This is a genomic window from Streptomyces sp. NPDC042364 (assembly GCF_056437585.1).
Genome location: NZ_JBWKAJ010000014.1, coordinates 98916 through 120099 on the forward strand (window position 1 = coordinate 98916; position 21184 = coordinate 120099).

The following is a 21184-nucleotide window of genomic DNA, read 5'->3' on the forward strand; positions in this document are numbered from 1 at the left end:
GTACCGGCGCGTCGTGAAGGAAGCCGCAGGGCGGGGTGTCGCTGCTCGACACGTCCGGGGGCCCGGCGGCCGTCCGGACCGGCGATGCCACGGCGGGCCGGCGGATCGGCCTGTGGTCGACAACGGCCCCGCAGGCGGCCGGAACCCGGTCGGACCGCCGACGGGTTCCACCGGCTCCGGCCGGTCGGGAACACGAGCCCCTGTCCGACCGGCGCGTCCGCCGGCGCACCGCTCGCCCTCCTGAGCTCCCCCACGGACGGCTCGCAGGAGTGGGGCTGGTCGAGCGGATCGCGGGCCACGGAGAGTCAGTCGTCCGGCCCCGGGAGGCGGTCGTCGGGGACGATGTGCACGGCGGCCTCCTCGGCGCCCGCCGCTCCGCCGTCGATGCCCTCGTCCTCGGCGACGAGTTCCTTGGTGGTGTCCGTGTGCGCGCCCTCGTCCGGTGCCACGAGGCGGCCGGCGCGGTCCGCGCCCGCCTCCGGGTCGACGGGTTCGCCCTCGCCGCCCGGAAGGTCGCCGATTCCGTCACCGGGCGGGACCGTCACTTCTCGCCGGGGGTCAGACATGTGCGGCTCGGGATGTCCCGGCCCCGTCCGGGCCGTCCGCGGGCCGCGGCGTGCGACGCGCGCGAACGGAACGGGTGACGGGACGGTGGGACCGCGGCGCACGGGGGCGGAAGGAACGGGCGGCGATGCGGCGGCGTGGCTCCGGGGGGCCGGTCTTCGAGGGCTGGATCGCCGGCCCGGGTACCGCCTCCCGCCCGCCCCCGGCGACGGCCGATGGCGACACAGCCGTCTCGTGCGGTGGCGCGGCGTGACCGGCGGGCGTTAACGACGGCCTGGTGCGGGCACTCGCGCCGCATGAGTCAAAGTGGCCCCTCGCTCGTGGACAGCTCGCTCGCGGCACTCGCCAAGGGATACAACTGGCTGCCCGACCTCATGAGCCGCACCCCCGGACCCCTGGTGCGCGTACGTGTGATGGGACAGCACGCCGTCGCCCTGCGGGGCCCCGAGGCGGTGCGGTTCTTCTACGACGAACGGCATGTGGAGCGCGCGTCGGCGCTCCCCGGCCCGGTGCTGAGCACGCTGTTCGGCCGGGGAGCCGTGCACACGCTGGACGGGGCGGGCCACCGCGTCCGCAAGGAGATGTTCCTGTCGCTGCTCACCCGGCGGGAGGCGGTCGCCGGCCTGGTCGACCAGGTCACCTCCGCCTGGGACGAGACCGTGGACGCGTGGTCCCGGCGGCCGTCGGTGGTCCTGTTCGACGAGGCGAGCCGGGTGCTCACCCGGGGTGCCTGCCGATGGGCCGGGATCCCCCTCTACGACGCCGGGGAGACGGCCCGCGACCTGGTCGCCATGGTCGACGGCTTCGCCACCGCCGGACCCCGTCACTGGCGGGCCCGCCGTGCGCGCAACCGAAGCGAGACCTGGCTCGCCCGTCTGGTGGAGGACGTACGGGAGGGTGCGGCCACGCCACCGGCCGGCTCGCCGCTGGACGCGGTGGTGCGGCACCGGGACGCCGACGGCCGGCCGCTCGACCCGCACACCGCCGCGGTGGAACTGCTCAACATCATCCGGCCCACGGTCGCCGTGTGCTGGTTCATCGCCTACGCCGGGCACGCACTGCACTTCAGGCCCGAGATCCGGCAGCGGCTCGCCGAGGAAGACCCCGCGTACGCCGTGGCCTTCGCCCATGAGCTGCGGCGCTTCTACCCGTTCGCCCCCTTCGTCGGGGGGCGCGCCCTCACCGATCTGGAGTGGCAGGGGGAACCGATCCCGTCGGGCACGCTGATCCTGCTCGACCTGTACGGGCAGAACCACGACCCGGACCTCTGGGAGCGTCCCCTCGTCCTCGACCCCCGGCGCTTCCTGGAGCGCCCGCCCGGCCGGGACGAACTCGTCCCGCAGGGCGGCGGCGATCGCGCCGACGGCCACCGGTGCCCCGGCGAGGACGCCACGATCGCGCTGCTTGCGGCGCTGGGGCCACGGCTGGCCCGGCTGGAGCACGACGTGCCGGCCCAGGACCTGAGGATCCCGTTGTCCCGCATCCCGGCACGGGTGCGCAGCGGCTTCGTGATGGAGCGCGTCCGCGTGCCGGTGCCGGCCGCGGCGGCCGAGCGGGCGGCGGGGTGACGGGGCGTCGACCACTCGGCGGGCTGACGCCGCGGACGCCTCCCCGGGTCTCCGGGGTCAACGCCGTTCGCACCCATGGGGGAGGCACGCCTCCACCCGGGATCCACGCTGCCCTCGATCCTGTGAGGCGACCATGCCCCGAAGCGGCGCCTCACGCCTGCCGGAAGGGCCTGGGCGCGACCCGGAGGCCGTCCGTGACGGATGTCGCCCCGAGGGGTTGACGGGTTCCGGTGGGGCGGTCACCTTCGAAAGCGCATGACCTGGGAGCGCTCCCACACTCCGCTCCCCGCTCGCACCCATCCGTCCGCGCGCCGAAGGGATGCCACATGCGCACGTCTCACCCCCTACCCCCGCCGTCACACCTCTCCCGCAGGACCCTGGTCGCGGCCGCCGCCGCGGGTCTCGTCACCGCCGTCGCCCCCTCCCCCGCAAGGGCGGCGGCCGACGCGCGGGCCGTGTTCCACACCGTGGGCCGGGTGAAGGAGGCGGCCGACGGGATGGTGCAGTACACCTGGCCCGGCGTGTACTTCGAGGCGCGGTTCCGGGGCACGGGCATCGGGATCGTCCTCGACGACGCCGCCAACGACTACGACGTCCGGATCGACGGGACGACCGCCGCCACGCTGGTCACCCCGGGCCGGACCGTGTCCTGGGTCCGCGGCCTCACCGACACCGAGCACACGGTGCGGCTGGTCAAGCGCACCGAGAGCCCCTGGGCGGTGGGACGGTTCGGCGGGTTCACGGCGGCCTCCGGCGGGGCGGTCCTCGGCGCGCCCCGACCGCGGACCCGGCAGATCGAGTTCATCGGTGACTCGTTCACCGCCGGGTACGGCAATGTCTCGCGGACCAGGGACTGTTCGGGCAACGGCGGAGTGAACCGGAACAGCGACGCCGGCCTCTCCTTCGGCGCGCTGACCGCGCGCGGACTCGACGCGGACCACCAGCTCAACGCGATCTCCGGCCGCGGCATGGTCCGCAACTACAACGGCGGCGACCCGGGCATCAGTTACCGCACGTTCTACGAGCGGGCCCTGCTGAACGTGGACGGCGACGTCTGGCGGAAGCCCGAGAGCTGGCGCCCGCAGGTGGTGGTGATCGGGCTCGGCATCAACGACTTCTCCACCCCCCTGCGTCCGGGCGAGCGCTGGGCCACCCAGGAGGCGCTGGTCGCCGACTACGAGAGCGCCTACCACGGGTTCCTCGACAGGCTGCGTGGGCGCTACGGCCCCGGCACGTTCCTGGTGGTGTCCGCCACCCGGCCGTTCGCCGACGCCACCACGAGGATCGTGCGGGAGCGCAACCGGCGGGGCGACGACCGGGTGCGTCACTGGTTCTACGGCGACGCCGGCCTGGACCTCCTCGGCTGCGACTGGCATCCGTCGCTCAACGACCACCGGGTCCTCTCGAACCTGCTCACCGAGTTCCTCGCGAGGCTTCCGCTGCGCTGGTAGCGGGCGCGGCCGGGCCCGTCGCGGCCGGGGTTCAGGCCGTCAGGGCCTGCCCCGGCCGCAGTGCGTCGAGGAGGCCGGCGTGGTGGAGTCCGGCCACGGGGGCGAGGAGATCGGGGTGGCGCAGCAACGCGGCCGCCCGGCGCTCGTGGTCGTCCGGGGTGAGCAGCCGCCGGAAGGCGACGGGGGAACCGGCGGTGTGGTGGGTGCCGGCGAGAGCCGTCACCGCGGCTCCGGCCAGCACGGGGTCGGTGAGCAGACAGGCCGCCCAGCTGGCGACGACCTCGTCCACCCAGGTCCGCCAGGCGTGCTCGTCCTCGGACGCGTGGGCCGTCTCGCAGCCGGTGATCCAGTCGAGCCGGGCCGAGCCGCCGGGCCCCGAGAGGCCCACGAGTCCCGCGTCCATCGGCGTCGGGTAGCGCAGCCAGGCGGCCACGGTCACGGCCTGCCGGGCCTGTGCCTCGCAGAGGGCGGAGTCGAGCGCGCCGCCGCCCGCCGGGTAGGCGCGCGTCAGCCATTGGGCGGTCGCCGCGATGAGCGGGGAGAGATCTGCGTGCACTGGGCCATCCGGGGTACTGGGGAGCGCGCACCAAGAACGTAGCCGGGGACCGTCGCTGCGGGAATGGCGCAGACCACGGACGGGACGTGTCCTCGGCCACAGGGGCCGGTCGACCTGACCACCAAGGGATCAATACCTCAAAAAGCGGACACGGAGGGGTTTCACTGGCCCCCTCGTACCCGCCGGAGCGGACGGCCGGGACAGGCGGAAAGGAGCGAGTCATGGGACACGGCGGAAACGTCGTCGAAGAACTCAAGACCGATCATCGCGAGGTGGAGGAGCTGTTCGGCAAGATCGAGCAGCTGCCCTCGGGCAACGCCAAGCGCAAGGTGTACGCGGACCAGGTCGTCATCGAGCTGGTCCGGCACTCGGTCGCCGAGGAGGCGTACCTCTACCCGGCGGTCCGTGAGCACGTGCCCGACGGGGACGCGATCGCCGACCGCGAGCTGGCGGACCACGCCGAGGCCGAGCGCATCATGAAGGACCTGGAGCGGTGCGAGGCCGACGACCCCGAGTTCGACGGGCTGATCACCCGGCTGATGGCCGAGATCAGGAGCCATGTACGGGACGAGGAGAGCAATCTCTTCCCCCGGATGACCCGGTCCTGTCCGGCGGAGATGCTGGACCAGCTGGGCGACAAGGTGCGGACGGCCAAGAAGACGGCGCCGACGCGGCCGCACCCGTCGGCGCCGGACAAGCCCCCGGCCAACAAGATGCTGGCGCCGGGCATGGGTTTCGTGGACCGTCTGCGCGACGCGATGACCGGCCGGGGCAAGGAGTCCTGAGTCGCCGGACGGCGGCCGGTACGGACACGGGGGCCCGGGGCGGATCACACCGCCCCGGGCCCTCGTGTCACCCGCCGGCGGCGATGCCGGCCACGGCCTCGACGGTCAGGTCGAGTTCGGCCTCGGTGGTGTAGTAGTGCGGGGAGAGCCGCACCAGGGGGTGGACGCCCCGGTGTTCGGTGTCGAACGGGGTGTGCTCGGGGACGGTGTGGGTGACGTTGATGCCGCGCCGGGCGAGGGCGGCGGCGACCTCCGCGGCGGGCACGCCGTCGACGTCGGCGGTCACGATGGCGCAGCGGTGCGCGCCGAGGTCGTGGGTGGTGACGCCGGGCAGGGCGTCGAGGCGGTCGCGCAGATACGCGCCGAGGGCGACGGCCCGCTCGCCGATCCGGTCCAGGCCGAGGTCGAGGGCCTGGCGCACGGCGGCTTCGAGGCCCAGCACATTGGCGTAGCCGGTCTCCCAGGACTCGAAGCGCCGGGCGCCGGGCTGCCAGGTGAAGCCGCGCTCCCCGTCCCAGGTGGCCGACTGGATCTCGATCACAGGGGGGTCCAGGTATTCCAGCGCCTCGGGCCGCACCCACAGGAAGCCGGTGCCGCGCGGGCCGCGCAGGAACTTGCGTCCGGTGGCGGTGAGCAGGTCGCAGCCGATCTCGTGGACGTCGACGGGGAACTGCCCCACGGACTGGGTGGCGTCGAGCAGGAACGGCACCCCGGCGGCGCGTGTGATCCGGCCGATCTCGGCGGCGGGGTTGACCAGGCCGCCGCTGGTCGGCACATGGGTGACGCCGACCAGTCGGGTCCGCTCGTCGATCAGTTCGGCGAGGGCGGCCGTGTCGAGCTGCCCGTGTTCGTCGTCGGGGACGACGACGACCTCCGCGCCGGTGCGGCGGGCGATCCGGAGGTAGGCGAGGACGTTGCTGCCGTACTCGTCGCGGCCGGTGAGGACGCGGTCGCCGGGCTTGAACGTCAGGGAGTGGAAGGCAGCGTTCCAGGCGTGGGTGGAGTTGTCGAAGAGAGCGACCTCCTCGGGCCGCCCTCCCAGCAGTCGGGCGATGCGCGTGTAGGTGGCGTCGATCCTTTCCTTCTCCCGTGCCGCGGCCTCGTAGCCGCCGATGGCCGCTTCGAGTTCCAGATGGGAGGTGACGGCCGTCAGGGTCTGCCGGGAGAGCAGGCCGGCTCCGGCGTTGTTGAGGTGGATCCGGTGGGCGGTGCCCGGGGTGTCCCGGCGCAGTGCGTCGACATCCATGGGCCCATCCTTCCCGGCTCTCGGCGCTTGGTGAACCGCGCACGCCCCGACCCCGGCCGGTCGGCGTTCGGGGTGACGGTGATCCCGGTGCCGGCAGTCGCCGAGGTGGCGACGGCCGAAGCCCGCGCGGCTCGACGAGCGGAGCCCGCGCGACCCGCCCCGGGAAGCGCGAAGAGCGAAGGCGCCCAACCATCTTGACGTGTTCATTTCCGTCATCAAGCATGCCCTGAGCGCGATTCCTTCTGATCGGTTCTGTTCAGCTCTGTGTTGTGGAAGGGAGTGCCGTGCCCCAACGGCATCGCATCGTCCGGGCCTTGGCGCCCATGGTCCCCTTGGCGCTGGGCGCGGGTCTGGTGGCCGCGCCCCCGGCGGCCGCGGACGTGTCCGTGCCGGCGGTGGCGCCGAGCGGAGTCACCGTGCGGATCGACCCGTCGTACCGGCAGCAGGAGTTCGAGGGCTGGGGCACGAGCCTCGTCTGGTTCGCCAACGTGACGGGACGCTATCCGGAGCCCATCCGAAGACGACTCGCGGACATGCTGTTCGACGACGACGGACTCGCCCTCAACATCGCGCGCTACAACATCGGCGGCGGCAACGCCCCGGACGTCCGCAAGGACTACATGAAGACCGGCGCGACCATGGAGGGCTTCTGGAAGGCCCCCGAGGGAACCACCCGGCAGGACATGGAGTGGTGGGACCCGGACAACCCCGGCCACTGGAACCGGGACGCCGACGCCGGCCAGCGCTGGTGGGTGGACCAGGTCAAGGACAAGGTCACCAAGTGGGAGGCGTTCAGCAACTCGCCACCCTGGTTCCAGACCGTCAGCGGATACGTCTCCGGCGGCTTCGACGCGAACACGGACCAGATCCGGGCGGACCGCGTCGACGACTTCGCCGCCTATCTCGTGCGCGTCACCGAGGAGCTGGAGAAGGCGCACGGCATCGCCTTCGACACGATCGCCCCGCTCAACGAGCCCAACACCGATTACTGGGGCACCCAGATCGGTGCGAACGGCCAGCCCACCGGAGGGCGCCAGGAGGGCGCGCACGCGGGCCCGGCGCTCCAGCAGAAGGTCGTCCGCGCGCTCGACAAGGCGCTCGACGGGGCGAGGACCGACGCCGGGATCTCGGCGATGGACGAGACCAATCCCACGATCTTCACCCGGAACTGGAACGCCTACGACGCCTCCGCGCGGGCGGCCGTACCCCAGCTGAACGTGCACACCTACGGCACCGGGATGCGCACCAGCGCCCGCGACATCGCCAAGGGCGCCGACAAGAAGCTCTGGATGAGCGAGGTCGAGGGTACCTGGGGCACCGGCACGGACTTCACGAGCATGGAGCCGGGGCTCGGCATCGCCACGCGCATGGTCGACGACATACGGGAACTGGAGCCGTCCGCCTGGGTGTTCTGGCAGCCGGTCGAGGACTCGATCCCCCAGGCAGCGGCGGGCAAGAACTGGGGCAGCATCCATGTCCCGTTCGACTGCACCGCCGAGGACACCCTGGAGACCTGCCCCGTCCGGGCCAACTCCAAGTTCCACACCATCCGCAACTTCACCCATCACATCCGCCCCGGCGACCATTTCGTCAAGGTCGACGACCCGTCCAGCGTCGCCGCCGTGAAGAGGTCCGGCCGCGCGGCGACCGTGGTCCACGTCAACGGCGGCACGGCCGCGCGCTCCGTCACCCTCGACCTCTCGCGCTTCGCCAGGGTCTCCCCCCATGCCACCGTCACGCCCGTGGTGACCAGCGCCGACGGCGCCCTCGTCCGCGGCGCCCCGGTCCCGGTGACAGAGCGCTCGGCGACACTCGGCGTCCCCGCCAAGTCGGTGACCACCTTCCTGGTCAAGGGCGTCAGCGGGGTGGCGAAGGACGCCGCCCTGGTGCGGCCCGGTCACGTGTACCGGCTCAAGGGCGCCCAGAGCGGCAGGTCGCTGGCCCCTTCGGAGGACGGCACCGGCATCGTCCTCCGTACGAACGACCCCGGCAGCGCACGGCAGTTGTGGAAGGTGGAACAGCTGACCCCCGGCACCGGCAACCGCGAGCGGTACGCCCTCGTCAGCGCCGCCACCGGCCGGCGCCTCGCGGTGCGCGACGACCAGGCCGTCCTGGAGGACCCGGCGGACGGCGAGGTCCCCGAGGCAGCACGGTGGATCATGTCGACCACCGGCGACGGCACCTGGACCTTCGTGAACGCCGCGACCGGCCGTCTGATCGACGTCACGGGGCAGTCGTCCGCGGACGGCGCCAAGGTGTCGGCGTTCACGCCCACCTCGGCGGCGAACCAGCGCTGGGCCGTGACCGACGAGACGGTGCTGCGCACCGAGCGGGCAGAGGTGTTCACCGTGCCGGGGCTGCGGCCGACGATGCCGGAGACGGTGACGCCCGTGTTCCGGGACGGTGCCCGCGGCTCACTGCCCGTGGTGTGGGACCTGCCGTCGGACCGGAGGTGGAGCAGGCCCGGCACGGTGCGTGTCGAGGGCGAGGCGACCGACGCCCTCGGACGGACGGTCCGGGCGAAGGCGCTCGTCACCGTCGACACGGTCGCCTCGACGCTGCCCGGCCGCGCCAAGGCCTACGCCGGCGGTGTGCCGGACCTCCCCGCCACGGTCACCGGCGTGGGCAGGAACGGCGGCCGCACCGACCTCCCCGTGACCTGGGACGCGGCGCCCGACGGGGCGTACGACAAGGCAGGCGTCGTGACGCTCTCCGGTACCGCCCGGGTCGTCGACGGCGGCGAGGTCGAAGCCACCGTACGCGTCCAGGTCACCGAGGCCGCGCGGACGAACATCGCCCCCGACCCGGACGTCTCCGTCGCCGCCACGTTCACCGAGAGCGGCTACTCGGAGGAGCGGCTGCGCAACGGCGACCGGTCCGAGAAGGCCTGGTCCAACTGGAGGCCGGGCACCAAGAACTCGTCCGACACCATCACCTTCACCCTGCCGGAGGCCCGCGATCTGACGCGCGCCGTCGCCCACTTCCACCGCGACGGAGGCAACGTCTCCTTCCCGGAGAGCCTCAAGGTCCAGGTACGCGCCGACGCCGACGGGCCCTGGGCCGACGCCGGCGCCTCCGTCCCCGTGGGCACCGAGGGCACACCGGTGATCGACGTCCCCCTGGACGCGGGACCGGCGACCGCCGTCCGGGTGGTCATGACGGCCCGTCAGGGCGGCTACATCACCATGAGTGAGATCGAGGTGTACGCCAAGGCCCCCGGCGCGTCCTCCGACGCCGGCGCCGCCTCGATCGCGGTGGCGGGGAAGCCGGTCGTGCCCTTCGACCCGGACACGACCGGCTACCGCGTCGTCACCGGCAACCCGGCCCGGGCCACCGTCACGGCCACGGCCCGCGACCCCTATGCGACCGTCACCGTGGACCGCACCGGAAAGGGCGACCGGACGTCGGCCGTCGTCACGGTGACCTCGGAGGACGGCTCCCGGACCCGCACGTACCGGATCGACCTGGTACGCCGCTGAGCGGCCCGGTCCCGCCAAGGGGCCCCGGGCGGCGTGATCTTTCGTCGTTCCCCCGGTTCCGCGGGTCCGCGCCCGAGGGACCGGTGGGGTCTCGGCGTCCGCGACGGCTCCGCCCGCGGCGTCCACCCGGGCTGCCTCGGCTGCCGCCTGGCCGGCCGCCGGGGGCTCCGGACGGCCGACGCGCCCCAGCCCGCCACGCCGAACACGACCGCACCGGCCGCCACCGCCACACCCGTGGTCCCCGCGGCCGACTCGTCGCCCTGAGGCACCGAGGCACCGGGCGCCGGCGCCCCGGACCACGGGCGCGGCACGCGCACCGCGGGTCGACCGGCACGGATCGTCCACCGACCCGGGTGTCCGAGACGGCCGCCCTCGGCACGCGATCCGCCGACCCGGTCGGGCAAGACAGGCATAGCGGCCGACAACGGGCGTATAGAGGAACGAGTTTGACGACACGTCACCTGAGTGCCTGCCACCCGATGCTCATCAGGTCATCTGTCCCGGACTATTGACTCGCATCACCACAGTGGCGATTCTCGTCACATCGCTTGTGCCAGCCATGACAACCGGGCCATGGCGTCGTGGTGTGCGCGCGTCCCGCAGGGTCTGGCCGATCGACCGCGCTTCCCCCGACCAAGGACGTGAGTGATGACCCCGACCCGACGCGCCCACCACAGACGCAGACCCCTCGTGGTGCTGACGCTGTTCCTGACCGCGATGGGCATGCTGCTCAGCCCGTCGGCCAGTTCGGCGGCCACCGGCGACTGGTGGGTGCCCACCGCGCGGCCGGCGCCCGACTCCCAGATCAATGTCACGGGCGAGCCGTTCAAGGGCACGAACGCCTCGGGCGAGGTACGCGGATTCGTGGACGCGCACAACCACCTGTTCTCCAACGAGGCGTTCGGCGGCCGGCTGATCTGCGGCAAGGTCTTCTCGACGTCCGGCATCGCCGACGCGCTGAAGGACTGCCCCGAGCACTACCCCGACGGCACCCTCGCGATCTTCGACTACATCACCCACGGCGGTGACGGAAGGCACGACCCGGTCGGCTACCCGACCTTCAAGGACTGGCCGGCGTACGACTCGATGACCCACCAGGCCAACTACTACGCCTGGATCGAGCGCGCCTGGCGCGGCGGTCAGCGCGTCCTCGTCAACGACCTCGTCACCAACGGCATGATCTGCTCGGTCTACCCGTTCAAGGACCGCAGCTGCGACGAGATGACCTCGATCCGGCTCCAGGCCAAGCTGACGTACGACCTCCAGGCCTACATCGACGCCCAGTACGGCGGCACCGGCAAGGGCTGGTTCCGGATCGTCACCGACACCGCGCAGGCCCGTGAGGTCATCGCGCAGGGCAAGCTGGCGGTCGTGCTGGGCGTCGAGACCTCCGAGCCGTTCGGCTGCAAGCAGATCCTCGACATCCCGCAGTGCAGCAAGGCGGACATCGACAAGGGGCTCGACGAGCTGTACGACCTCGGTGTGCGCAGCATGTTCCTGTGCCACAAGTTCGACAACGCGCTGTGCGGCGTCCGCTTCGACGAGCACGGTCTCGGCACCGCCATCAACGTCGGCCAGTTCCTGTCGACCGGCACGTTCTGGCAGACGGAGAAGTGCAAGGGCCCGCAGAAGGACAACCCGATCGGCGACGCCGCGTCGAAGGCCGAGGCGGACCTGCCGGCGGGCACCGAGGTCCCGGAGTACGACGAGAACGCCCAGTGCAACGTGCGCGGACTCACCGACCTCGGCGAGTACGCCCTGCGCGGCATGATGAAGCGCAAGATGATGGTCGAGATCGACCACATGAGCGTCAAGGCCACCGGCCGCGTCCTCGACATCTTCGAGGCCGAGTCGTACCCGGGCGTCCTGTCCTCGCACAGCTGGATGGACCTGAACTGGACCGAGCGGGTCTACTCCCTCGGCGGTTTCGTCGCCCAGTACATGCACGGCTCGAAGGAGTTCAGCGAGGAGGCCGGGCGTACGGACGCGCTGCGGAGCAAGTACGACGTGGGCTACGGCTTCGGCACGGACTTCAACGGCATCGGCGACCACCCCGCCCCGCGCGGCGCGAACACCTCGAACCCGGTGAAGTACCCCTTCAAGAGCGCCGACGGCGGCTCGACCATCGACAAGCAGACCACCGGTCAGCGCACCTTCGACTACAACACGGACGGCGCCGCGCACGTCGGCATGGTCCCGGACTGGATCGAGGACATCCGGCTCGTCGGCGGCCAGGGCGTCGTGGACGACCTCTTCCGGGGCGCGGAGTCCTACCTCGGCACCTGGGGCGCCTCCGAGTCGCACAAGGCGGGCGTGAACCTCGCCAAGGGAGCCACCGCGACGGCGAGCGCGTCCGAGTCGAACCCCTTCACCAGCTACCAGCCCGGCCGGGCCGTGGACGGTGACGGCGGCACCCGCTGGGCGAGCGACTGGAGCGACGACCAGTGGTGGAAGGTGGACCTCGGCTCCACCCACACCGTCAAGCGGGTCACCCTCGACTGGGAGCGCGCCTACGGCAGGTCGTACCGGATCGACGTCTCCACCGACGGCTCGAACTGGAAGACCGTGTGGTCCACGACCTCGGGCGACGGCGGCCTCGACACGGCCGGGTTCTCCGCGGTCCCGGCGCGCTATGTCCGGATGCAGGGCGTCGACCGCGGCACGGACTGGGGCTACTCCCTGTACGAGGTCGGCGTCTACGGCGGCTGACCGCACGCACGGGGGAAAGGGAACCACATGGCACGCCTGCCGTCGGCCGAACGGCGCCGACAGCTGACCGAGGCGGCGATCCGCGCGATGACCCGGGACGGCGTCCCCAGGACGACGACCCGGTCCATCGCGGCCGAGGCAGGCGTGTCACTGAGCGTCTTCCACTACTGCTTCGCCTCGAAGCAGGAGCTGATCGAGTCCGTCATCACCACCATCACCGGGCACTATGTGACGCTGGTCCGGGAGGCCATCCGGCCCCGGGAGACGCTCAGGGAGACCGTGCGGGCCGGCTTCCAGGCGTACTGGGACCATGTGTCCGCCCACCCGGGCGAGCACATGCTCACCTACGAGCTGACCCAGTACGCGCTCCGCGAGCCCGGGTTCGAGCATCTGGCGCGGCGGCAGTACGAGATGTACTGCGGGACCTACACCGAACTGATCGAGCAGCTGCGGCGCTCCATGGGGTTCGAACTGGCCGTCCCCGTCCCGGTGCTGGCCCGCTACCTGGCCGCCATGACGGACGGCCTCACCCTCAACTTCCTGGTTCTGGGCGACGACGCGACCTGGACGGGCATCCTCGACACGATCACGGACCATGTGGCCGGCCTCGTCAAGGAGGAAGGCCGCCCCTGACTCCCCCGGGCCGTCGTTCAGCGGGCCGACGTCGCGATCAGCCGGTCCAGCAGGGCGATCAGCACGTCGCGGCAGGAGGCGCGTTCGCGGGCGTCGAAGAGCAGGACCGGCGTGTGCTCGGGCAGCGTCAGGGCCTCGCGTATCTCGTCCGGCTCGTACGGGTGCTCACCGTAGAAGCCGTTGACGCCGATGACGAACGGGATCTTCCGGCGTTCGAAGAAGTCGATCGCCGCGAAGCTGGACTCGGGTCTGCGGACGTCCACGAGGACGACCGCGCCGAGCGCGCCGATCGCCAGGTCGTTCCACATGAACCAGAACCGCTGCTGCCCGGGCGTTCCGAACAGATACAGCACGAGGTCGTCCCCGATGCTGATGCGGCCGAAGTCGAGGGCCACCGTGGTGGCCTGCTTGTCGGGGATGCCGTCGAGGTCGTCGACGCCGAGGCCCGCGGTGGTGAGGGGTTCCTCGGTGCGCAGCGGGACGATCTCGCTGACCGACCCGACCATGGTCGTCTTGCCGACGCCGAATCCCCCGGCGATGAGTATCTTCACCGCGTCGGGAGCCGGCATGCCCTGTGGGGTGGGGTCAGAGGCGGCCAAGGCCGTCCCTCACTTTCTTCAGCAGGTCCAGGTCGGGAGTGCGGGAGATCAGCCGCGGCTGCCGTACGGTGATCCGGCCCGCCTCCAGCAGATCGCAGAGCATGATCGCCACCACGCTCACCGGCAGGTCGAGCCCGGTGGCCAGCTCCGCCACCACGATCGGCTTGGCGCAGAGTCTGAGGATCCTGGTGTGCTCGGGCTGCGGCCGGGGCCCGCCGTCGGGCTGCGGGTCCACCGCCGTCACCGTGGTGATGAGGGTGAAGTCGCTCCGACTCGGTCTGGTCCGGCCGCCGGTCAGGGTGAACGGGCGAACCAGCCGGCCCGCCTCGTCGCCTCCGTTCACCTCACTCGCCGCTGTCAGCGACGACCACACCCGCGCGCGGGGCCGCGCTGAGGTGCTCGCCGATCTTCTTCACCAGCATGTTCATCTGGTACGCCACCACACCGACGTCCGCGCCCTGCCGGGTGAGCACGGCGAGGTTGGCGCCGGGCCCGGCGTTGGTGAGGATCAGGAAGGCGTTGCCCATCTCTATGAGCAGCTGGCGTACGGGACCACCGCGGAAGTCCATGCTGACGCCCTTGCTGAGGCTCATCAGACCGGACGCGGTGGCCGCCAGCCGCTCGGCGTCGTCACGCAGGAACGCCGTGGACTTGCTGACGACCAGTCCGTCCTCGGAGAGCACGACGGCGTGGTCGACCTCGGCGACCCGGTCCACCAGTCCGGTGAGCAGCTGGTCGAGCTGGCTGTGGGTGGCGGGGATGGGGCGTGTCATCTCTGTGTCCTTCATGAGCGGGCTGCGGCGGGGGAGTCGATGGGGACGTCAGGGGCCGGAGGCGGGGACGCGGTCTCCCGGGTCTTCGGATGCGGATTCCTCCCCCGGTTCGTACTCGGGTTCCGCTTCGTCGTCACGTGCCTGAAGTGTTCCGCGCTGGAAACCGGCGAGCGAGGCGGCGGCCCGTTCGGCCGTGAAGCCGTCGTCCCCGTCGGGGCAGGGCGTCGTCTCCTCCTTCAGCTCGGCCGCCAGGCTGGTCTGCGGAACCCGCCGGGGCAGCGGGAGCCGTCCGCCGTTCTTACGGGCGGCGGGCTCGCGGGCGGCGGGCTCGCGGGCGGCGGGCTCGCGGGCGGCGGGCTTGCGGGCGGCGGGCGCGGTGCCGTTCACGGCCGGGGTGTCGCCGCTCCGGATGTGCGCTGCCGGCCGGTCCTCCGGCTCGGGCTCCGGGTCCGTCCGTACGGGCTCGGTCCGGGGTCCGGGCGCGGCGACCCGCCTGGCCACGAGGGGGGAACGCGCGGGCGGTTCCTCCGCGCCGGTGCCGTCCGCCTCGGGTTCGGGCGCCTCGCGGACCACGATGTCGTGCGGGACCAGCACGATGGCGGTGGTGCCGCCGTACGGCGAGGCCCGCAGCGTGACGGCGATGCCGTGCCGGGTGGCGAGCCGGGCGATGACGAACATGCCGAGCCGGAGGTCGTCGGCGAGCGCCACGACGTCGAACTGCGGCGGCACAGCCAGCTGGGCGTTGAACGCTTCGTAGTCGTCCTCGGACATGCCGAGCCCCCGGTCCTCGACCTCCAGGGCGAGGCCCTTGGCCACGACGGCCGCGCGCACGCTGACGGGGCTGGGGGCGGGCGAGTACGAGGTGGCGTTGTCGATCAGCTCGGCGAGGAGGTGGATCACGTCGGCCACGGCCGGCGGGGCGATCCACACGTCGTCCTCGGTGTGCACCTCGACCCGCTGGTACTCGGCGACCTCGCCGACGGCGCTGCGCAGGATGTCGATCAGCGCGACCGGTTCGGTCCACGTACGGCCGGGACGCTCGCCGCTGATGATGACGAGGTTCTCCTCGTAGCGGCGCAGCTGGCTCGCGGTGGAGTCCAGCTCGTACAGGCCCTTGAGGATCTCCGGGTCCTGGTACTGGCGCTCCAGCTTGTCGAGCTTGCTGAGCTGGAGGTTGACCAGGTTCTGGCTCTGCCGGGCGATGCCGAGGATGACGCGCTGGAAGCCGCGCCGGGTGTCGGCGAGTTCGACGGCGGTGTGCACGGCGGTGCGCTGGGCGGCGTTGAACGCCTTGGCGACCTGGCCGAGTTCGTCGGTGCCGTAGTCCAGCGGAGCCGCGGCGGTGTCGACGTCGACCTTCTCGCCCCGCTCCAGGCGGGCGACGACGTCGGGCAGCCGCTCCTGGGCGAGGCTGAGGGTGGCGGTGCGCAGGCCCCGCAGCCGGAGGGACAGGGAGCGGGTGATGCGCCAGGACATCACGATGCACAGCAGCAGCGCGGCGAGCCCGGCGGCGCTGAGTGAGCCGGCCTTGATGAGCAGCCCGCGGGCCTCCTCGCCGCTGCGGTCCAGCAGTGCCCGGGTCTGCTCCCGGATCAGCTTCTCGTACTGGACGGCGAGGCTGGTCATCGCGGCGTCCCAGCGGTCCCGGGAGTCGGGCAGGTCGGTCCTGCGGGAGTCGCCGGTGCCGGTGGCGTGGGCCGCGAGGATCTGGTCCTCCACCGTCTGGAGGTTCTGCCAGTCCTTGCCCTGGACGATGCGCTCGACCTCGCTCTTCACCTCTCCGTCGAGGGAGGGCACGAGCTGGTTGTCGACGAGCCAGCGCCGGGCGTTGACCACCTGCGCGAAACGCTCCCGGGAGGCGTCGTCCAGTTCTCCGGCGGGCCAGTTCAGGGTGAGGAGCGCGTCCTCCTGGGACACCAGCTCCGCCGCCTGTTCGAGGGTGACGAGCGGGCCCGCCTGGGAGGTGAGGTCGCCGTCGTCGACCTGGGACAGCTCCTGGAAGGCGTGGATCTGGCCGTCGATGATCTCGGAGTACTGGTCCAGGATCTGCTCGGGGGTGATGTCGGTGGGGTTGTCCACCTGGCCCCGGTAGTACTCCAGGCTGCCGGAGCCCGCCATCACCGAGTACAGCTGCTCGCCGATGCGGTCCGGGGCGTCCTCGATCGCGTCCGCCCGCTCGGCGAGCCGGGTGACCGCCACGTCCGTCTTCCGGCGCTGTTCCTCCAGGGCGGCCGTGGAGCTGCCGGGAGCGGCCATGTAGGCGGCGGAGAGGACACGCTCCCGCTGGAGGGCCAGGGTGGCGTCGGTACCCATGGCGCCGGTGGACTTGCTCAGCCCCGTCTGCGCCCTCAGCCGCAGCCCCTCGGAGAACATCTGCGTCGTCGTCATGGCCCAGCTCGCGGTGAGCGTGACGCTGGGGATGAGAGCCAGCAGGATCAGCGAGAGACGTATGGAGCCGAGACGGCGCCGGGCGCCGGTCCTTGGGGGCATCGTCGTCCTTGGGCGGTTGGCGGGGAGCGGAGGGATTTCGGGGGCGGGGTTGCGGCGACCGAGGGTGGTGGGTGGTCACCCGTCAGTACGGTGCACAGGGGATGCGCAGGATGTTATCCGCACAAGTGAACGCATGGGTCGGGAGAGGCGGAAAGCTTGGCGTCGCCGTTACCGGACCCTTCCGGATGGTTGGATTCCGTGGTGAACCCGTGTCCGAACGGAAGGTTCCGCCGGGAGGTTCCGCCGGGTGCTCGCACGGGCCTGTGAGGCGCCGTGCGCCCGGTGTGCGGGGGCGCCCACCGCATCGTGTCCACGTATGCCGTCCACTTCGTGTCAACGTGTGCCGTTCGCGGCGAACTTCTCGATCCCCGCGATGTTCTTCCTGGTCACGAACGCGGGGCCGGTGAGCACCGGTTCGACGCCACCGCCGCTGACATTGCCGTTGGTTCGGTAGAGCCAGAGCCCGTCCACCGCGAGATAGCCCTGGAGGTACGGCTGCTGGTCCACGGCGAACTGCACGGCACCGCTCTTGACGGCCTTGACCATGTCCGCGTTGAGGTCGAAGGTCGCGACCTCGGCCCTGTCGCCCGCGTCCTTCACCGACTCCACGGCGGCCAGCGCGTACTGCGCCCCGAGGGTCACGACCTCGTCGATGGAGGGGTCCTGGCGGAGCTTCGCGGCGATCACGCCGGTGACCGCGTCCATGTCGGCGCCGTCGACGTAGAGGTTCTCGGTCTGTCCGCCGAAGGTCTTGCGGACCCCCGCGCAGCGGGCTTCCAGGGCGACGTTGCCACGTTCGTGGATGACGCAGACGGCGTGCCGGGCGTCGCGGGCGTCCAGTTCCTTGCCGAGCGCCCGTCCTGCGACGCTCTCGTCCTGGCCGTAGAACCCCAGCAGGCCCTGCGCCCGCCAGGCGTCGATGCCGGAGTTGAGGGCGACGACGGGTATGCCTGCCGCGCGGGCCTCGGCGACCGCGCCCCGCATGGCCCGCGGTTTGGCGAGGGTCACCGCGATGCCGTCGACCTTGTCGGCTATCGCGTCCCGCACCAGTTTCGCCTGGCCCGCGGCGTCGGGGTCGCTGACGAACGTGAGGTCGATGCCGTCCTTGGCCGCCGCGGCCTCCGCGCCCTTGCGCACCCGGTCCCAGAAGGCGTCCCCCTCGACCCCGTGGGCGATGAGGGCGACCTTCATCCCGCGCCCGCCCGGCGCGCCAGACGTGCCGTCGCCCGCGTCGGAGTCGGTGCCGCCGAGGACGGAGCAACCGGCGACGGCGAGACAGACGGCGGCGGCGAGCGCCGCGGCGCGGAGAGCGGTGGAGAGCCGGTGTGCGGCGGGGGCTGGGTTCATGAGGGTGCGGCACCTCGCTGTGCGGCCAAGGCGGAACGTCAGGGGCAGCGACATCGCCGTCATCACCGCGTTGACGTGCGGCGACTTGGCTGACTTTCGCTGTGCGGAGCCAATCGTGTGTGACGCCCGGTAGTCAAGTGACCATCGAAATCGATGTACTGCTGTGACGGGCCGGAACCGACCTGCGCACACGTGTCAACGTACGGGAGTCCGGTAAGTCCGACACCGTTCGAATCCGGCCAACTCCGATGCCTGGAGGGCTTTCTCAGCACGGCCGGAACGCGCGGGGAAGCGCGGCAACCTCCACGCCCGCGGTGGCGACTGCCCGGCAGACCGACCATCCCCCCGCGTGGAACGGATACGACTCGTGAGTGAGATCCGAAGCAAGGCCCGCCACCGCAGAAGGAGGACGGCTCTCGTGGCCGGCCTCCCCCTGGCTCTGACCGCCGCCGGAACCATGGCGTACGGCTCGGTCTTCGGAGCGTTCGGCGACGACGCCCGGCCGTTGGCCGCGGCGGCCGGGCCCGCCTGGGCCACCGAGGCAGCCGACGGCTTCGCCTCGGTCGACGCCCTCGGCCAGAAGGGCACCTACGGCGGCCGGGACGGCAGAACGGTCACCGTGCGGACTCTCGCGGACCTGGAGAACTACGCGACCGCCGCGGAGCCGTACGTCATCGTCGTGGCCGGAACGATCACCATGAACCCGGTGGGCAAGGAGATCAAGGTCGCCTCGGACAAGACGATCGTGGGCTCGGGGACCTCCGGGCACATCGTCGGCGGCGGGTTCTTCCTCGGCTCCGGCGTCCACAACGTCATCATCCGCAATCTGACGATCCGGGACTCCTACCAGGGCACCTGGAACGACAAGGACCACGACTTCGACGCGATCCAGATGGACGGCGCCCACCATGTGTGGATCGACCACAACGACCTGCGGAACATGGCGGACGGCCTGATCGACAGCCGCAAGGACACCACCTACGTCACGGTGTCCTGGAACAGGCTGAGCCAGAACAACAAGACCTTCGGCATCGGCTGGACCACCGACACCACCGCCGATCTGACGATCCATCACAACTGGTTCCGTGAGACCGAACAGCGCAACCCGTCCACCGACAACGTGGCCCACGCGCACCTCTACAACAACTTCCTGGAGGACGTGCCCGGCACGGACATCACCTCCTCGTACGGCAACCACGCGCGCGGCAAGACCCGGATGGTGCTGGAGAACAGCTACTTCCAGGGCATGCGGAACCCGGTGACGAAGGACGCCACGGCCGCCCTGGTCCAGCGCGGCAACGTCTTCTCGGGCACGTCCGGGCGCAACGAGAGCGGCGGCACCGCCTTCGACCCGAAGTCGTACTACCCGTACACCCTCGACAAGGCGGCCGATGTGCCGAAGCTGCTCAAGTCGGGTGCGGGGCCCAGGGGTTCGATCGGGACGACGGCCACGGCCAAGGCCGCCGCGGCAACGACGCTGACCGTCGCCAAGGACGGCAGCGGCCAGTACACCAGCGTGCAGAAGGCCGTCGACGCGGTGCCCGCGAACAACCCCTCGCGGGTGATCATCTCGGTCAGGCCGGGCACGTACCGCGAGCTCGTCAAGGTCCCCGCCAACAAGCCGCACGTCACCATCCAGGGCTCCGGCGCCAGTCGCAAGGACACGACCATCGTGTACGGCAACGCGTCCGGTACGCCCAAGCCCGGCGGCGGCACCTACGGCACCGGCGGCAGCGCCACCGTCGCCGTGGAGGCCGACGACTTCCAGGCCCGGAACCTGACCATCTCCAACGACTTCGACGAGGCCGCCAACCAGTCCCTGAGCGGTCACCAGGCGGTCGCCCTGCGCACCGCGGCCGACAAGATCGTCCTTGACGGCGTCATCGTCACCGGCGACCAGGACACCCTGCTGCTGGACACGGCGTCGAAGGACAGGATCGGCCGCGTCTACGTCTCGAACTCCTACGTGACCGGCAACGTCGACTTCATCTTCGGCAGGGCCACGGCCGTCATCGACAGGTCGGTCATCACCCTGAGGAAGCGCTGGAACGGCACCTCGGCCGGTTACATCACCGCCCCGAGCACGGCCGCGGGCCGCAAGGGCATCCTCATCGCCAACTCCACCGTCAACGGCGATGTCGCCGACCGGAGCTTCCACCTCGGCCGTCCCTGGCACGCGGGCGGCGACGCATCCCTCGACCCGCAGACGACGGTCCGCAACACCACGCTCAGCGCCGCGGTGAAGACCACACCGTGGACCGACATGAGCGGCTTCTCCTGGAAGGACGACCGCTTCGCCGAATACCGGAACAAGGGCCCGGGGGCGGGCGGGGCGAGCGCCGACCGCCCGCACCTGACCGACGCGCAGGCCGCCGACCAGGAGGTCGCCGACTGGCTGTCCGGCTGGACGCCCGGCGCCTGACCCCCACGGCCGAGGAGTCCCGGCCGCGTGGAGACCTGGCCGCATGGGGACCTGGCCGCGACCGGCCTCTCCGACCTCCCGGCCCGGAACGCGGCCGGCTGGGACTGACGGGAGTACGCAACGTCCTCGCAACCTGACGGGACGTTGACTGCGGCCATGGATGTGGTCCCACGTGTAGAGCTGACCCCCGCGGCCGCCGACCTGGTCCGGCGGCTGCGGGCGGCCCACGGCCCGCTGATGTTCCACCAGTCGGGCGGCTGCTGCGACGGCAGCGCCCCCATGTGCTACCCGGACGGTGAGTTCCGCACGGGCGACTCCGACGTCCTCCTCGCGGAGTTGGAGGTCGACGGCGTCGACGAGGCGGTGGGCTTCTGGATGTCCCGCGGCCAGTACGAGGTGTGGAGTCACACCCGGCTCATCGTCGACGTCGTACCGGGCCGGGGCGGCGGTTTCTCCCTGGAGGCACCCGAAGGGGTGCGTTTCCTGATCCGTTCCCGCGTCGTCGGCCCGGAGCCGCCGCCCGGCCGGTAGTCGTCTGGTGCACTTCCCCTGGGTCCTGGGA

The 21184-nt window shown here is 71.6% G+C and carries 15 protein-coding genes and 1 pseudogene; 8 read left to right on the forward strand and 8 right to left on the reverse strand.

Annotation, left to right across the window (positions count from 1 at the left end; all coding sequences use genetic code 11):
• Nucleotides 1-305 precede the first annotated feature (305 nt).
• Nucleotides 306-539: pseudogene (locus AC067N_RS26050) on the reverse strand (DUF5709 domain-containing protein); the annotation flags it as partial.
• A 321-nt stretch (nucleotides 540-860) separates the two neighbouring features.
• On the opposite strand from AC067N_RS26050, the gene AC067N_RS26055 reads away from it, so the two are divergent.
• Nucleotides 861-2132 carry a cytochrome P450 gene (locus AC067N_RS26055; RefSeq protein WP_478681293.1) on the forward strand — a complete coding sequence of 424 codons (1272 nt, stop codon included), beginning with the start codon at nucleotides 861-863 and terminating at the stop codon, nucleotides 2130-2132.
• A gap of 326 nt (nucleotides 2133-2458) precedes the next feature.
• On the forward strand, nucleotides 2459-3583 hold the full coding sequence (locus AC067N_RS26060; protein WP_478681294.1) for an SGNH/GDSL hydrolase family protein: 1125 nt from the start codon (nucleotides 2459-2461) through the stop codon (nucleotides 3581-3583).
• Between the two features lie 31 nt (nucleotides 3584-3614).
• On the opposite strand, the gene AC067N_RS26065 is transcribed toward AC067N_RS26060, so the two are convergent.
• Nucleotides 3615-4139, reverse strand: coding sequence for a hypothetical protein (locus AC067N_RS26065; RefSeq protein WP_478681295.1), 525 nt, complete (start codon nucleotides 4137-4139; stop codon nucleotides 3615-3617).
• Nucleotides 4140-4360: 221 nt separating this feature from the next.
• Between AC067N_RS26065 and AC067N_RS26070 the strand changes: the two genes are divergently transcribed.
• Nucleotides 4361-4924 carry a hemerythrin domain-containing protein gene (locus AC067N_RS26070; protein WP_478681296.1) on the forward strand — a complete coding sequence of 188 codons (564 nt, stop codon included), beginning with the start codon at nucleotides 4361-4363 and terminating at the stop codon, nucleotides 4922-4924.
• A gap of 67 nt (nucleotides 4925-4991) precedes the next feature.
• Here AC067N_RS26070 and AC067N_RS26075 read toward each other — a convergent pair whose 3' ends face one another.
• Nucleotides 4992-6170: an aminotransferase class V-fold PLP-dependent enzyme gene (locus AC067N_RS26075; RefSeq protein WP_478681297.1), complete on the reverse strand. Its 1179-nt coding sequence runs from the start codon at nucleotides 6168-6170 to the stop codon at nucleotides 4992-4994.
• Between the two features lie 323 nt (nucleotides 6171-6493).
• Here AC067N_RS26075 and AC067N_RS26080 point away from each other — a divergent pair, with 323 nt between their 5' ends.
• The 3 genes from AC067N_RS26080 (at nucleotide 6494) to AC067N_RS26090 (ending at nucleotide 12991) form a co-directional block, all read left to right on the forward strand.
• Complete coding sequence (locus AC067N_RS26080; RefSeq protein ID WP_478681385.1) at nucleotides 6494-9649, forward strand: glycoside hydrolase; 3156 nt, start codon at nucleotides 6494-6496, stop codon at nucleotides 9647-9649.
• Between the two features lie 648 nt (nucleotides 9650-10297).
• A complete protein-coding gene (locus AC067N_RS26085; protein WP_478681298.1) occupies nucleotides 10298-12358 on the forward strand; it encodes a galactose-binding domain-containing protein in 2061 nt (686 codons plus the stop codon).
• 27 nt (nucleotides 12359-12385) lie between these two features.
• Nucleotides 12386-12991, forward strand: a complete 606-nt coding sequence (locus AC067N_RS26090; protein ID WP_478681299.1) for a TetR/AcrR family transcriptional regulator — start codon at nucleotides 12386-12388, stop codon at nucleotides 12989-12991.
• Nucleotides 12992-13008: 17 nt separating this feature from the next.
• Here the strand turns inward: AC067N_RS26090 and AC067N_RS26095 are convergent, their stop codons facing one another.
• From AC067N_RS26095 to AC067N_RS26115, 5 genes are all read right to left on the reverse strand, one after another.
• Nucleotides 13009-13560: a GTP-binding protein gene (locus AC067N_RS26095; RefSeq protein WP_478681300.1), complete on the reverse strand. Its 552-nt coding sequence runs from the start codon at nucleotides 13558-13560 to the stop codon at nucleotides 13009-13011.
• Between the two features lie 16 nt (nucleotides 13561-13576).
• Entirely contained in the window at nucleotides 13577-13933 is a 357-nt protein-coding gene (locus AC067N_RS26100; RefSeq protein ID WP_478681301.1) for a DUF742 domain-containing protein, read from the reverse strand.
• 1 nt (nucleotide 13934) lies between these two features.
• On the reverse strand, nucleotides 13935-14363 hold the full coding sequence (locus AC067N_RS26105) for a roadblock/LC7 domain-containing protein (protein ID WP_055514289.1): 429 nt from the start codon (nucleotides 14361-14363) through the stop codon (nucleotides 13935-13937).
• A 48-nt stretch (nucleotides 14364-14411) separates the two neighbouring features.
• The gene (locus AC067N_RS26110) at nucleotides 14412-16853 is read right to left on the reverse strand and encodes a sensor histidine kinase (RefSeq protein WP_478681302.1); all 2442 of its coding nucleotides are present in this window, start codon (nucleotides 16851-16853) and stop codon (nucleotides 14412-14414) included.
• A gap of 333 nt (nucleotides 16854-17186) precedes the next feature.
• Nucleotides 17187-18200: a substrate-binding domain-containing protein gene (locus tag AC067N_RS26115; protein WP_478681303.1), complete on the reverse strand. Its 1014-nt coding sequence runs from the start codon at nucleotides 18198-18200 to the stop codon at nucleotides 17187-17189.
• 367 nt (nucleotides 18201-18567) lie between these two features.
• Here AC067N_RS26115 and AC067N_RS26120 point away from each other — a divergent pair, with 367 nt between their 5' ends.
• Together AC067N_RS26120 and AC067N_RS26125 are read left to right on the forward strand one after the other, a co-directional pair.
• Nucleotides 18568-20622, forward strand: a complete 2055-nt coding sequence (locus AC067N_RS26120; protein ID WP_478681304.1) for a pectinesterase family protein — start codon at nucleotides 18568-18570, stop codon at nucleotides 20620-20622.
• A 156-nt stretch (nucleotides 20623-20778) separates the two neighbouring features.
• The gene (locus AC067N_RS26125) at nucleotides 20779-21153 is read left to right on the forward strand and encodes a DUF779 domain-containing protein (RefSeq protein WP_478681305.1); all 375 of its coding nucleotides are present in this window, start codon (nucleotides 20779-20781) and stop codon (nucleotides 21151-21153) included.
• Nucleotides 21154-21184: the final 31 nt, after the last annotated feature.

Excerpts from the sequence above, each read along its gene's own strand:
- AC067N_RS26055 (WP_478681293.1), top strand. The coding sequence starts at position 861 with ATGAGTCAAAGTGGCCCCTCGCTCGTGGACAGCTCGCTCGCGGCACTC.
- AC067N_RS26060 (WP_478681294.1), top strand. The coding sequence starts at position 2,459 with ATGCGCACGTCTCACCCCCTACCCCCGCCGTCACACCTCTCCCGCAGG.
- AC067N_RS26070 (WP_478681296.1), top strand. The coding sequence starts at position 4,361 with ATGGGACACGGCGGAAACGTCGTCGAAGAACTCAAGACCGATCATCGC.
- AC067N_RS26075 (WP_478681297.1), bottom strand. The coding sequence starts at position 6,170 with ATGGATGTCGACGCACTGCGCCGGGACACCCCGGGCACCGCCCACCGG.
- AC067N_RS26080 (WP_478681385.1), top strand. The coding sequence starts at position 6,494 with ATGGTCCCCTTGGCGCTGGGCGCGGGTCTGGTGGCCGCGCCCCCGGCG.
- AC067N_RS26085 (WP_478681298.1), top strand. The coding sequence starts at position 10,298 with ATGACCCCGACCCGACGCGCCCACCACAGACGCAGACCCCTCGTGGTG.
- AC067N_RS26090 (WP_478681299.1), top strand. The coding sequence starts at position 12,386 with ATGGCACGCCTGCCGTCGGCCGAACGGCGCCGACAGCTGACCGAGGCG.
- AC067N_RS26095 (WP_478681300.1), bottom strand. The coding sequence starts at position 13,560 with ATGCCGGCTCCCGACGCGGTGAAGATACTCATCGCCGGGGGATTCGGC.
- AC067N_RS26105 (WP_055514289.1), bottom strand. The coding sequence starts at position 14,363 with ATGACACGCCCCATCCCCGCCACCCACAGCCAGCTCGACCAGCTGCTC.
- AC067N_RS26110 (WP_478681302.1), bottom strand. The coding sequence starts at position 16,853 with ATGCCCCCAAGGACCGGCGCCCGGCGCCGTCTCGGCTCCATACGTCTC.
- AC067N_RS26115 (WP_478681303.1), bottom strand. The coding sequence starts at position 18,200 with ATGAACCCAGCCCCCGCCGCACACCGGCTCTCCACCGCTCTCCGCGCC.
- AC067N_RS26125 (WP_478681305.1), top strand. The coding sequence starts at position 20,779 with ATGGATGTGGTCCCACGTGTAGAGCTGACCCCCGCGGCCGCCGACCTG.